At 64.5% G+C, this 12088-nt stretch carries 11 protein-coding genes; all 11 read right to left on the reverse strand.

Going from position 1 to position 12088, the window contains the following annotated elements; all coding sequences use genetic code 11:
- Positions 1-108 precede the first annotated feature (108 nt).
- The 11 genes from folK to ACVOMB_RS19555 all read right to left on the reverse strand — a co-directional run bounded on the left by folK (position 109) and on the right by ACVOMB_RS19555 (position 11911).
- Positions 109-591 carry a 2-amino-4-hydroxy-6-hydroxymethyldihydropteridine diphosphokinase gene (folK, locus tag ACVOMB_RS19505; RefSeq protein WP_481532705.1) on the reverse strand — a complete coding sequence of 161 codons (483 nt, stop codon included), beginning with the start codon at positions 589-591 and terminating at the stop codon, positions 109-111.
- 120 nt (positions 592-711) lie between these two features.
- Positions 712-2229: an ATP-binding response regulator gene (locus tag ACVOMB_RS19510; protein ID WP_481532706.1), complete on the reverse strand. Its 1518-nt coding sequence runs from the start codon at positions 2227-2229 to the stop codon at positions 712-714.
- A gap of 6 nt (positions 2230-2235) precedes the next feature.
- On the reverse strand, positions 2236-2676 hold the full coding sequence (locus tag ACVOMB_RS19515; protein WP_481508709.1) for a response regulator: 441 nt from the start codon (positions 2674-2676) through the stop codon (positions 2236-2238).
- On the reverse strand, positions 2673-4490 hold the full coding sequence (locus tag ACVOMB_RS19520) for a sensor histidine kinase (RefSeq protein WP_481532707.1): 1818 nt from the start codon (positions 4488-4490) through the stop codon (positions 2673-2675). The genes ACVOMB_RS19515 and ACVOMB_RS19520 overlap by 4 nt, the downstream gene beginning before the upstream one ends.
- A 191-nt stretch (positions 4491-4681) precedes the next feature.
- On the reverse strand, positions 4682-5710 hold the full coding sequence (gene gnd / locus ACVOMB_RS19525) for a phosphogluconate dehydrogenase (NAD(+)-dependent, decarboxylating) (RefSeq protein WP_481532708.1): 1029 nt from the start codon (positions 5708-5710) through the stop codon (positions 4682-4684).
- Positions 5610-6863 (reverse strand): hypothetical protein, encoded by a 1254-nt coding sequence (locus tag ACVOMB_RS19530; RefSeq protein WP_481532709.1) that lies wholly within the window; start codon positions 6861-6863, stop codon positions 5610-5612. The genes gnd and ACVOMB_RS19530 overlap by 101 nt, the downstream gene beginning before the upstream one ends.
- The gene (locus ACVOMB_RS19535) at positions 6860-7408 is read right to left on the reverse strand and encodes a DUF2242 domain-containing protein (protein ID WP_481532710.1); all 549 of its coding nucleotides are present in this window, start codon (positions 7406-7408) and stop codon (positions 6860-6862) included. The genes ACVOMB_RS19530 and ACVOMB_RS19535 overlap by 4 nt, the downstream gene beginning before the upstream one ends.
- 129 nt (positions 7409-7537) lie before the next feature.
- A complete protein-coding gene (locus ACVOMB_RS19540; RefSeq protein ID WP_481532711.1) occupies positions 7538-9709 on the reverse strand; it encodes a carboxy terminal-processing peptidase in 2172 nt (723 codons plus the stop codon).
- Positions 9710-9916: 207 nt separating this feature from the next.
- The gene (gene lipA, locus ACVOMB_RS19545) at positions 9917-10927 is read right to left on the reverse strand and encodes a lipoyl synthase (protein WP_481513795.1); all 1011 of its coding nucleotides are present in this window, start codon (positions 10925-10927) and stop codon (positions 9917-9919) included.
- A 16-nt stretch (positions 10928-10943) separates the two neighbouring features.
- Positions 10944-11645: a lipoyl(octanoyl) transferase LipB gene (gene lipB, locus ACVOMB_RS19550; RefSeq protein ID WP_481532712.1), complete on the reverse strand. Its 702-nt coding sequence runs from the start codon at positions 11643-11645 to the stop codon at positions 10944-10946.
- Positions 11633-11911 carry a DUF493 family protein gene (locus ACVOMB_RS19555; protein ID WP_481513797.1) on the reverse strand — a complete coding sequence of 93 codons (279 nt, stop codon included), beginning with the start codon at positions 11909-11911 and terminating at the stop codon, positions 11633-11635. The genes lipB and ACVOMB_RS19555 overlap by 13 nt, the downstream gene beginning before the upstream one ends.
- Positions 11912-12088: the final 177 nt, after the last annotated feature.

Genomic DNA, 12088 nt, shown 5'->3' on the forward strand with positions numbered 1-12088 from the left:
CGCTCGGGCGGTCCGGGGCGGTGGCCGTGGGCTCGGCGCCGCGGGCCGTCGCCCGGGCGCGCCCGGGCCCCCCCCCCCCCCCCCCCCCCCCCCACTACAGGTGCCGCGTTACAACTCCACCGTATCGAACGCCTGCCCGTACTGCGGGTGCTGCTGCCACATATGCTGCAGGCTCAGGCCGCGTACCGGGTCGATGAAATCCGGGGCGATGTCGGCCAGCGGCTTGAGCACGAAGGCGTGCTTCAACTCAGGGCGCGGGATGCGCAGATGGCCCGGGCCTTCGACCACCAGGTCGCCGTAATACACCACGTCGATATCCAGGGTACGGTCGCTGAAACGCGGGCCGGAACGGTCGCGGCCATGCGCGTCCTCCACCGCGTGCAGCCAATCGTCCAACTCGCCCAGCGGCAGGTCGGTGTCCAGCATCACCGCGTTGTTGAGAAAGTCCGGGCCGTCAAAACCCACTGCCGGGGTGCGGTACGCCGGGGAGACGCTGATCGTGCCAAAACGTTCGCGCAATACGGCAACGGCCGCTTGCAGGTAATGCTGCGGTTGCAGGTTGCTGCCCAAGCTGAGGAGCACGGTGGTCATGAGTTGGTTTGCCTGCGGGCCCGCCCGCGCCACGATGGACGAGCTTGAGCACCGCATCGTAGGAGGGGGCGCACATGATAGGCCAGCTATCGCCAGCCCGCATATGCCAACCGGGTTGCATCAGCCCACACCCAGTGCGTCGGCTACCGCCCGGAATACCCGCTGCATCTCCAGCGGCTTGGGCAGCACATGTACGCTGATCCCCGACGGCGCCTCACCATCGGCGAAGGCCGGCGCGTTGGCGTCTTCCAGCACGATCGCCGGACCGCGATAGCCCATCGCCTGCATCTCCGCCAGCAGTTGCCCGGCCGAAAGCAAAGGAATGCCACTGTCGACCAGCACCACATCCGGCAGCCCCGCCTCCTGCAGGTGCCGCATCGCTACCGCGCCATCGCTGGCCAGGCGCATGCGATAGCCCTGGCTGGACAGCGCATTGCCCAGCAGCGACAAACGCGTGGCCTCGTCATCAACCACCAGCAGGCGCTCACCATGGCCGACACGGGTTCTCTCCAGCGGCTCGGCATCCTCGCTGCCGGCGCTTTCGCACATCGGCAACAGCAGCTCGAAGGTGGTGCCCTCGCCCAGCTCGCTCTGCACCTGGATCTGCCCACCAATGCTTTCGACGATGCGATGGCAGGACACCAGACCCAGGCCGGTGCCGTCGGCCTTGGTGGTGAAAAATGGGGTGAACAAGCGCTGCACCGTGCTTGCATCCATACCGATGCCGTCATCGCTGACGCGGATGCGCACCATGCCCTCTTCGCCAGCGACACGCTCGGCGATCAGACTCAAGCTGCCACCATCGGGCATGGCCTGGATGGCATTGAGCGCAAGATTCAGCAGTACCTGCTGCAGCTCGGTGTAGTTCGCCTCGATCGCCATGCGATCGTCGGACACTTCCAGGTGCAGCTCGGCATTACGCGGCAGGCTGCTCTTGAGCAGCATGCCCACCGCCTGGAACAGGCGCTGCAATACGATCCGCTCGCTGGGTTGGCGTGAGCCGCGCACGAAGGACAGCATCGACTCGACCATCTCATGACCGCGGCGTCCGCATTCGGCGATGACATCGGCCAAGCGGATGATCTTGGGGTCATCGCTACGATCACGGATCAGGTCAGGAATGATCAGCAGCGGTTGCAGGATGTTGCGCAGGTCATGGCTGAGCCCGGCGGCGAGCAAGGCCAGGCTCTCCAGTCGCTGCGCGCGCATCAACTCATCTTCCACCCGCAGCCGCTCGCGCTCGCTGCGGGTCTCGCGCACCAGGCGTGCCACCGCCGACGGCAGCCGGGCCGGCTGGTGCTTGATGATGTAGTCGTTGGCGCCTTGCTGCAGCGCTTCCACCGCGGTCTCTTCACCCATGGTGCCGGAGACGAAAATGAAGGGAACCCTGGGGTGCATCTCACGCAGGATCTGCAGCGCCTGGTAGCCGGAGAAACCCGGCATGCTCAGGTCTGACAGCACCATATCCGGCATGCCTTCGGCCAAGGCGTCGCGCATCGCCGGCTCGTTGTCGACACGCTCGAACTCGATCTGCAGACCGGCCTCGAGCAACTGATCGACGACCAACTCGGCATCTTCGGGCGAATCCTCCACCAGCAGGATTCGCAACGGCCCCAATGGCGCTCCCTGATTCGGCATCTGTGTTTACTCGTGCTCTGGTGCCTGGTTGATCAACGCCCAGAAGGTCCCGATCGTCCGCACTGCCTGGAAGAACTGGTCGATGTCCACCGGCTTGACCACATAGGCGTTGACGCCAAGATCCCAACTGCGGGCCAGATCGCTTTCCTCGCGCGAAGACGACAGGATCACCACCGGCAAGCGCTTGAGATCCTCATCGGCGCGGATCAGCCGCAATACTTCAAGGCCATCCATGCGCGGCATCTTGATATCCAGCAGCAGCACCGCCGGCAGGCCCTCCTCACGTTGGGCAAAAGCGCCGCGCCTGAGCAGGAAGTCCATTGCTTCAACCCCGTCTTCGACATGCACGATGGGGTTGGCCAGGGAGGCATCACGCAGCGCGTCGATCGCCATCTCGGCATCGGCTCCGCTGTCTTCGGCAATCAGGATGGTGCGCAGGGGACTCATTCCACGGTGTCCTTGTTGGATGCTTCGGTTGCCTGGGGAAGAACGAAACTGAAAGTGGCGCCTTGATCCACCTGGGCGTCGGCCCAGATGCGGCCGCCGTGCCGGGTCAGCACGCGGCGTACGCTGGCCAGGCCAATGCCGGTGCCGGGGTATTCCGAGGCCTTGTGCAGGCGCTGGAACACACCGAACAACTTGCTGGCGTATTGCATGTCGAAACCAGCGCCGTTGTCGCTGACACTGAACTGATGGCTGCCGTCCGCCAGCTGCTTGGCGCTGACCTCGATCACCGCCTTGTCGCGCGCCGCGGTGTACTTGACCGCGTTGCCGAGCAGATTCAGCCATACCTGGCGCAGCATGTTCTCGTCGCCGATCAACACCGGCAGCCTGCCGATCTTCCATTCCACCTCGCGCGGCTTGCCATCGGCGCCGGCCTCGCTCTTCAGATTGGAATCCAGCAGGGCGCGGGTATCGGCCACCAGCGACTGCATGTCCACCCGCTGCAGACGCATCGCGCCACGTCCCAGTCGCGAGTAGACCAGCAGATCATCGATCAAGGCCGCCATCAGCTGCGCCGAGCCGCTGATCACGTCAAGGTAATGCTGGGTCTTGCCGTCGATCGCCTCGCCAAGGTGCCGTTTCAACTTGTCGGAGAAGCCAGCCACGTGCCGCAGCGGCGCACGCAGATCGTGCGAGACCGAATAGCTGAAGGCTTCCAGCTCACGGTTGACGTCGGCCATCTGCTCGACCTTGCCCTCAAGCTGATGATTGAGCTCCTCCACGTGTTGCTGCACGGCGCGCTGCACGGTGACATCGCTGATCGTCATCAACACCACATCATCCTCGGCATCCGGCAAGGCCATGCGCCGGGCATTGATCAGCATGGTGCGATGCATGCCATCCACGCTGCGTTGCTGGTGTTCGAAATCCCACAGCTCGCGCCCGCGCAGCAATACATCGGCAAGGCGCTGGCGCACCAGCGGGTCCTCCCACGCACCATCACCGATGTCCTGCAGCTGGCGCAGGCTGATATCGGCATCGTCAACGCCATACAGCTCGGTGAATGCAGTGTTGTGCAGTACTACCCGCAGCTTGTTGTCGAGCAGCACGATGGGCTCGCGCACCGTCTGCAGCACCGCATTGGCGCGGGCGCTGGCCTTGCTGAGGCGGAGCTCGATATCGGCGCGGCGACCAATCTGCCGCTGCAGCAGCCATAGCACCAGGCCCAGCAGCAGCAACTGCACCGCCAGCGCAGTCCAGGTAACCATCGATGCCAGCTGCTGCTGGCGCTGTGCCAGTGCGGCACGTTCGACCAACAGCGCATCCTCATGCTGCTGCAGCTCCTGCACCAGTTGCCGGATCGGGTATTGGAAGGTCATTTCCTCGATCAGCTCGCGCTGCCGGGGCGAGTCGGTACTTGCGGCGATTTCCTTGGCCAAGGCCATGCGCCGCTCCAGCATCGACTCCATCTTGCCGATACGCACCAGTTGCTCAGGGCTGTCACGGACCAGCTGCGCCAGCTCGCTGAGATTGACGCCAATGCGGTCGGCGGTATGCAGGCGCTCCTGCAATGCCGTTGAATCGATGCCCTTGGACAGGGTCAGCGCCGCCGACTCCACATCGCGGATATCGGCCTGCAGGTTGTACAGACGCGCGCCCACCGCCTGGGTATGGGCTACCCAGTTGGCCGCGTGGACGCTGTCGCTGGTAAGCCGCTGCAGGGTCAAGGCCGGCACCACGATGATCAACAACGCTGCCAGCCCCAGCCCGAACAGGCGCCAGCGACTCCAGTCATCGTCGGTCAATCGTGCCGCCATCGCTTCCCCTGCGTGCTGACGGACCGGCGCATGTCGCGACGGCCCGGAGTTCATCGACAATGTCGATCCGGAGTCAATCGATGGCGGCGTGACCAGCACGACAGCATCGCTGACTGTCGGCCAAGGATTGCACGAATACGTGTACCCGTGCACTCCCTATTAACAGGACCTGTGAACGAAGGCCGAAAGACTCAGCCGGCCTCGCCAGCGGGCTTGATCGCATGCCCGCCGAACTCATTGCGCATCGCCGCCAGCATGCGGTCGCTGAACGAATTTGCCTGCCGCGAGCGCAGCCGCTCCAGCAGTGACAAGGTGATCACCGGCGCCGGCACATCCAGCTCGATGGCCTCGGCCACGGTCCAGCGACCCTCGCCGGAGTCCTCCACATACGGTGCTATGCCATCCAGCGCAGGGTTTTTCTGCAGCGCGTCCGCACTGAGGTCCAGCAACCACGAGCGCACCACGCTGCCATGCCGCCAGACCTCGGCCACTTTGCCCACATCCAGCTCGAACTCGGATTTTTTTTCCATCAGCGCGAAGCCCTCTGCATAGGCCTGCATCATTCCGTACTCGATGCCGTTATGGACCATCTTGCTGAAGTGCCCGGCACCGACCGGGCCGACATGCGCCCAGCCGCGGTCAGCCGCCGGCGCCAACGCCTTGAACAGCGGCGACAACCGCGCCACCACCCCGGCTTCGCCACCGATCATCAGGCAGTAACCCTCCTGCAGCCCCCACACGCCACCGCTGGTGCCGCAATCGACAAACGCGACTCCGGCTGCAGTACAGCGTGCGGCGCGCTGCTGCGACTCCTTGTACCAGGAGTTGCCGCCGTCGATCACCACGTCACCAGCTGACAGCAGCGGCAACAGACTGTCCAGGGTGGCATCGACCACCTTGGACGGCACCATCAACCACAGCGCGCGCGGCGCCGGCAGTGCCTGTACCAGCGCCTGCAGGGCGTCCACGGTAGCAATACCGTGCTCGGCCACCTGCGCCCGCGCCTGCTGCCCCGGATCAAAGCCGGTGACGGCAATCCCCGCACGCTGCAGACGCTGCGCCATGTTGGCGCCCATGCGACCCAGCCCGATCATTCCCAATTCCATGCTGAAGCTCCTCCTACGGTAGTAAAGATCCTGCCTGACAGGCCCGCAGACGGGCCTGCAACCAGCGCTGATAAATCGTGGTGTGCAGATTGTGCAGTACCAGTTCGATGACAAACGGAGTACGTGGATTACGGTCCAGCAAGCGCGCGATGTGATAACCGAGTGGGCGCACGCCCTGGCGGTGCACGTACAGCATCAGCTCGCTGTATACCGGATCAGCAAGAACAGCATCCATCTGCAACAGCACCCGCTGCTGTGCTTCGGGCAACGCCGAGCGCAGCTTTTGATCACGCAGGTACAGCAGCCGCTCGAAGCGTCGCCCGCCGCTGCCCGGCAGCTGCTGGGCAAGCTCCCATAGATGTTTATTGAGCGCGTCGTAATGGGCAAAGCCATCATGCATTGCCAAGGACTGCGCCGCCGCTGCACTGATATCGGTGATGACGAAATTCTCAGCCTGGTTGTTGATGTCGTCCAGGTACGCGGCATCGAAGGCATGCACGATGTAACCCGGCACGCCCATGAACGCCTGCCGGCCCAGCGCAGACGTCCGTGCCGCCTTGCCGTCGGCGAACAACTCACCGGCACTGCTTCCGAGCAGGATGCTCGGGGTGTCATGCAGGCTCAGGAAGGTACCGATGGACAGTTCGCCGGGTGTGAACGCAGTATCGAAGGCGGCATCGCCGAACAGCTCACGGATCGTCGCCAACTGTCCTACCTGCCGCCCTACCCCGCACTCGGAGCGCACCCGCCCGGTGTAGAACGCCTCCAGTGCCACCGAATTGCGCGCCGAGGGGGCATAACCGCGACCGAAGCTGCGAAAACCTTGCCACCCCTGCGCTGCCGCGCCACGCATACCGAAACCAATCCAACCCAGCTGCAAAGCCGAGAACCGATAGCCAGTGTTCTCCTGCAGACGAGTGCTGGCCGTACGCACCGCATCGCCGAGCTTGAAGGCATAGGCGCAGATGCTGGCCGGCTGCTGCAGTAGCTGCGCGGCCAGCTGCTCGCGCTGTGCGATGTCATAGCCGCTTGGCAGCTGCAGCTGCAGATCACCGTGTGCCTGCGCATCGGCCAGCGATGCACGCCGGCACGGATCGCCGGCCGCTATCCGCGGCGCCTGCTGCCCGCTCTCACTCAGTTGCCAACCCAGCTGCTGCAGCAAGGCCATGTTGCAACCCGCTTCAGCCAGCAGCGGCGTCAGCGCCAACACGCATAGCAACAGGGTCGATCGGCCAGCCCGCTGCGTAGCGCGCCAGCCAAACCTCATCGCGCCGGCTCCGCCGGAACCGGCGGCGCCGCCTGCTCCACGTAGTACTGCAGGCGGCCGAAGAAATTGCGGTAGAACTGCGCGTCCTGCACGGTGCTGCTGGCGACCCGCACCAGCGAGTCATCATTGCTGCCAAACGGCAGCGATACCGAGCCCAGGGCACCGACGCCAACGCTGGCCGAGGTCGGCGACTTCTTCAAGGCATAGCGGTCCTGCACCGCGCTGACAAACACCTGTGCCTTGCCAACGCCCTGCGCGGCACAGGAAACACGCAACACCAGTTGCTCGTGCACCTCATCCTTGGGTTGGAAGTTTTTGTTGCCTTCCACATTGCTGGCATCGGCGCGGGTGATCGCATAGCCCTGGCCAAGCAAGGCACGGCGCGCAGCCTCGCAGGCCTGCGCCGGTGTGGCATCGACACTGCGCGTATAGGTGTCGCCCGAATCGAAGGATTCGCGCAGCAAGGTGCTGTTGACGGCCTTGCCGCCGCAAGCGGTGAGCAGCAGGCTCACGGCGGCCAGCGCATGCAGCAGATGTCGGCGCATGGGCACCTCCACAGTCAGCGAAGGCCCACAGCATAACGCCGCCAACGTAGGGCTACGTTGACGGCGTTTAAAGCTTGCAGAAGCGGTTGTCGCTGCGCTCAGCTCGGCTGTGCGCAGCGTGGTACTTCCTCAGTCGGCCCAGCGGCCCGGACCGGTGGACTGCGGCAATACCTGTGCCGACAGCGGACGGTCCTTTTCCAGCACATTCAAGGCATCGGCGAGGATCGAGGCCGATTCCTTCAACAGCGGATCCGGACGCTTCTCGGCAGCCTTCTCGCGGGCGGCATCCTTGACGATGTCACGCTCATTGCCGGTCAGGCCGTCATCGGTGCTGTCCTCGGCCAGCGGGTCCAGCGGCAGGCCCAGTTCCTTGCGGATCTGCTGGCGCTGCTTGCGCTGTGCTTCCTGCTTGTCGCGCTCGGCACGGCGCTCGGCTTCGTTGAGCGAAACGTACTTCTTGGCGGCCTCGGTGCGGAACTGCTGCACGTCTTCTTCCCACCACTGGAACTCGCGGTCGGCACGGATACGCGTGGCGTGCAGGGTTTCCAGACGCGGCACGATCGGCGCGAAGTTGCCGTACTGGGTGTGCGGCACGGCAGCGATGCGGGTCCACGGCAGCGCGTTGTCGTAGGTGCTCTCACCAAACTCGCTGGCATCGACGCTGGCCGGGAAGGCCAGGTCCGGCACCACACCCTTGTGCTGGGTGCTGGAGCCGCTGACGCGGAAGAACTGGGCGATGGTCAGCTTGACCTGGCCAAAGCGTTCCTTCTCACTGGCCGGCCAACGGTCCAGCGGCACCACGTTCTGCACGGTGCCCTTGCCGAAGGTGGTTTCACCGATCACCAGGCCACGACCGTAGTCCTGGATGGCACCGGCAAAAATCTCCGAGGCCGAGGCCGAACCACGGTTGATCAACACCGCCAGCGGACCGTCCCAAGCCACGGCCGGGTTGCGGTCGCTGTTGACGGTGACGCGACCGCCGGATTCACGCACCTGCACCACCGGGCCCTGCTCGATGAACAGGCCGGTCAGTTCGATGGCTTCATCCAGCGAACCACCGCCGTTGTTGCGCAGGTCCAGCACCACGCCGTCCAGCTTGTCGGCCTTGAAGCCGGCCAGCAGCTTGGCCACGTCGCGGGTGGCGGAGGCATAGTCGGCGGCATTGCGGCGGCGGCCTTCAAAGTCCTGGTAGAACGTCGGCAGCTTGACCACACCGATGCGGCGCTGCGGTTCGCCAGCGGCGGCCGGGATGGCGATGGTCTCGCCCTTGGCAGCCTGCTCGGACAGACGGATCTTCTGCCGGGTCAGGGTCAGCATGCGGTGCTTGCCGTCCACGCCTTCGGCGGCCGGGATGTATTCCAGACGTACCTGGGTGTCCTTGGCGCCGCGGATCTTGCCGACCACATCATCGATGCGCCAGCCGATCACGTCTTCAATCGGACCGGAGCGGCCCTGGCCAACGCCGACGATGCGGTCGCCGGCCTTGAGCGTGCCGTCCATCGCCACCGGACCACCCGGCACTACTTCGCGGATCACCACCATGTCGTCCTGGCGCTGCAGCTGGGCACCAATGCCTTCCAGCGACAACGACATGGCCTGGTTGAAGTTCTCGGCCGTGCGCGGGGTGAAGTAATCGGTATGCGGGTCGACGGCGCTGGTGTAGGCGTTCATGTAGAACGAGAACACGTCATCGCCCTTGAGCTCATTGATGGTCTTGAGCAGGGTGTCGTAACGCTTGTCCAGGGTCTTGCGGATATCAGCGGCCGGCTTGCCAGCCAGCTTCAGCCGCAGCCAGTCGTTCTTGACCGACTTGCGCCACAGATCGTCCAATTCGGCGTTGGTTGCCCACGGCACGTCCTTGCGGTCGTAGTTGAAGCGTTCTTCAACGGTGAAATCCGGCTCCTGCTTGAGCAGGCGACGGGCATAGGCCACGCGCTCGCCCACCCGCTGGCGGTAGACCGCGAACACCTGGTAGGCCGGGTCCAGCTCGCCGGAACGGATGGCTTCACCGGTCTGTGCCGCCAACGGCGCAAAGCGATCCACGTCCTCCTTGGTGAAGAACTGCTTGCCGCTGTCCAGCGACTCCAGATAACGCTTGAACACATCCTGCGAGGTCGCCGCGTCCAGCTGACGCGGGCGGTAGGCGTAACGGCTGTCCGACAACAAGCCGTAGACCAGCTTGGAGGTGGTGGCCTGGTCGATTGTCGCTGCCGAAGGCAAGGCCGTATCGGCGCGCGCCAGCAAGGCGGCGGGAGCGGTCAGCGCGAGGGCCAGCAGGAAAACGGGAACTCGGTAGTTCATCAAAGTACTCGTGGCACCGAATGTTGTGGGGAGACTGCGGGCAAGTACGACATGCCGACAGTGCCGAAAGTTTCGGCACTTGTCACCTTGCTCAGCTGCAGAGTAGCTGCCGGTCCGTAGCAGTTTGTGAATCACTGCAGTGGCGACGCTGGATTTGACGCGATCCCGCCTGCGGCCGTTGGCCGCGGCGGGATGCTGGGGCGTGGTTCAGACAGCGACGCCGGCACCGGCCGCCTGCTGGTCGGCGTGGTAGGACGAACGCACCATCGGGCCGGAGGCAACGTGGGTGAAGCCCAGTTCGTAGCCGTAATCCTCGAACGCCTTGTATTCCTCCGGCGTCCAGTAACGCAGCACCGGGTGGTGGTGGGCGGTCGGCTGCAGGTACTGGCCGATGGTCACCATTTCCACATCATGCGCGCGCAGGTCACGCAGGGTGGCCTGCACCTGCTCGAAGGTTTCGCCCAGGCCGAGCATGATGCCGGACTTGGTCGGCACGTTCGGGTGCTGTGCCTTGAAGTTCTTCAGCAGGGTCAGCGACCACTGGTAGTCCGCGCCCGGGCGTACGTTGCGGTACAGGTCCGGCACGGTTTCGATGTTGTGGTTGAACACGTCCGGCGGGTTCTGCGCGAGGATTTCCAGCGCGCGCTCCATGCGGCCCTTGCCACGGAAGTCCGGGGTCAGCACTTCGATGCGGGTCTTGGGCGACTTTTCGCGAATGGCAGTGATGCAGTCGACGAAGTGCTGGGCACCGCCGTCACGCAGGTCATCGCGGTCGACGCTGGTCACCACCACGTACTTCAGGCCCATGTCGGCCACGGTCTGGCCAAGGCTGGCCGGCTCGTTGGCGTCCGGCGGCTTGGGCCGGCCGTGGGCCACGTCGCAGAACGAGCAGCGACGGGTACAGACCTCGCCCAGGATCATGAAGGTAGCGGTGCCATGGCCGAAGCATTCGTGGATGTTCGGGCAGCTGGCTTCTTCGCACACCGTCACCAGACGGTTCTCGCGCAGCTTGGCCTTCAGGTTGGCCACGGCATTGCCCGAAGGAATGCGCACGCGGATCCAGGAAGGCTTGCGCAGCACCGGCGCGTCGGCGAACTGCACCGGCGAGCGGTTGATCTTGTCACCGCCAAGCTGTTTGACACCGGCCTGCAACGGCGCGGACGGAATGTCGCCCTGCACGACCTGCAGGGGAATGGAGCGCGTGGTGGTTTCAGTCATGGCGTTATCAGCGGTCTCAGAGCCGCGTAGTCAGATCGGGCAGTTCGGGCGTCGGCTGCAAGGCCAGGCCGAACTGCTGGGCCAGATGGGACAGCAGCACCGACTTGACCGCTTCGATGCCCGAAGGACCGCCCAAGTCTAGCACCGAGGTCACCTGCATCCCGGCATAGCCGCAGGGGTTGATGCGGTGGAAGGGTTCAAGATCCAGCGACACATTGAACGCCAGCCCGTGGAAACTGCAGCCACGGCGTACACGGATGCCGAGTGCGGCGATCTTGGCGCCGCCCACATAGACACCGGGCGCACCGTCCATGCGTTCGGCACCGATGTTCCATTCGTCCAAGGTATCGATGATGGCCTGCTCGATCCGGCACACGTAATCGCGCACACCAATGCCGAGCCGGCGCAGGTCCAGCAGCGGGTAGACCACAAGCTGGCCCGGCCCGTGATAGGTCACCTGGCCGCCGCGGTCCACATGCAGCACCGGGATATCGCCGGCCGCCAGCACGTGCTCGGGCTTGCCGGCCTGGCCCAGGGTGAACACCGGATCATGCTCGACCACCCACAGCTCGTCGGCGGAGTCGTCGGTACGGGTATCGGTGAACTGCTGCATGGCGTGCCAGACCGGCTCATAGCCCTGCCGGCCCAGGTCCCGCAGCAATGCCGGACGCGGCGCCTTGCGCGGCGTTTCTACCGCGCAGGCAGTTACAGCGTCCACTTCACTTCCGGGTGGTCACGCATCACAGCGTGGGCGGCGTCGTACTGCTCACGGCTCTCCGCCTTGAAGGCGATGCGCACCGAAACGTACTTGCCGTTGGAGGATTCTTTCCAGCTGATGCGCTCTTCCAGCACCTCGATACCGGCGCTTTGCAGCAACTTGGGCAGTTCAGCTTCCAGACCGATATTGGCTGCGCCCATGGCGCTGAGCTCAAAGGTACCGGGGAACTGGAAGCCGTGTTCAGGGTTGTCGGACTTGATTTCCATGCCGCCATTATCGGGGCGAACGCCCACAAACCCAAGGCCACAGCCGATTTACAGCCTTCCATGCCAGCCACCTGTAGTGCCGAGCCATGCTCGGCAGGGGCCTTACCGGCAAAACCCACCTGTAGTGCCGAGCCATGCTCGGCAGAGCCTTTACCGGGCAAGCCCCCTGCCGAGCAT

The organism is Stenotrophomonas sp. STEN018, from assembly GCF_056760235.1.

Excerpts from the sequence above, each read along its gene's own strand:
- ACVOMB_RS19515 (WP_481508709.1), bottom strand. The coding sequence starts at position 2,676 with ATGAGTCCCCTGCGCACCATCCTGATTGCCGAAGACAGCGGAGCCGAT.
- ACVOMB_RS19520 (WP_481532707.1), bottom strand. The coding sequence starts at position 4,490 with ATGGCGGCACGATTGACCGACGATGACTGGAGTCGCTGGCGCCTGTTC.
- ACVOMB_RS19540 (WP_481532711.1), bottom strand. The coding sequence starts at position 9,709 with ATGAACTACCGAGTTCCCGTTTTCCTGCTGGCCCTCGCGCTGACCGCT.
- lipA (WP_481513795.1), bottom strand. The coding sequence starts at position 10,927 with ATGACTGAAACCACCACGCGCTCCATTCCCCTGCAGGTCGTGCAGGGC.
- ACVOMB_RS19530 (WP_481532709.1), bottom strand. The coding sequence starts at position 6,863 with ATGAGGTTTGGCTGGCGCGCTACGCAGCGGGCTGGCCGATCGACCCTG.
- folK (WP_481532705.1), bottom strand. The coding sequence starts at position 591 with ATGACCACCGTGCTCCTCAGCTTGGGCAGCAACCTGCAACCGCAGCAT.
- ACVOMB_RS19510 (WP_481532706.1), bottom strand. The coding sequence starts at position 2,229 with ATGCCGAATCAGGGAGCGCCATTGGGGCCGTTGCGAATCCTGCTGGTG.
- ACVOMB_RS19535 (WP_481532710.1), bottom strand. The coding sequence starts at position 7,408 with ATGCGCCGACATCTGCTGCATGCGCTGGCCGCCGTGAGCCTGCTGCTC.
- ACVOMB_RS19555 (WP_481513797.1), bottom strand. The coding sequence starts at position 11,911 with ATGGAAATCAAGTCCGACAACCCTGAACACGGCTTCCAGTTCCCCGGT.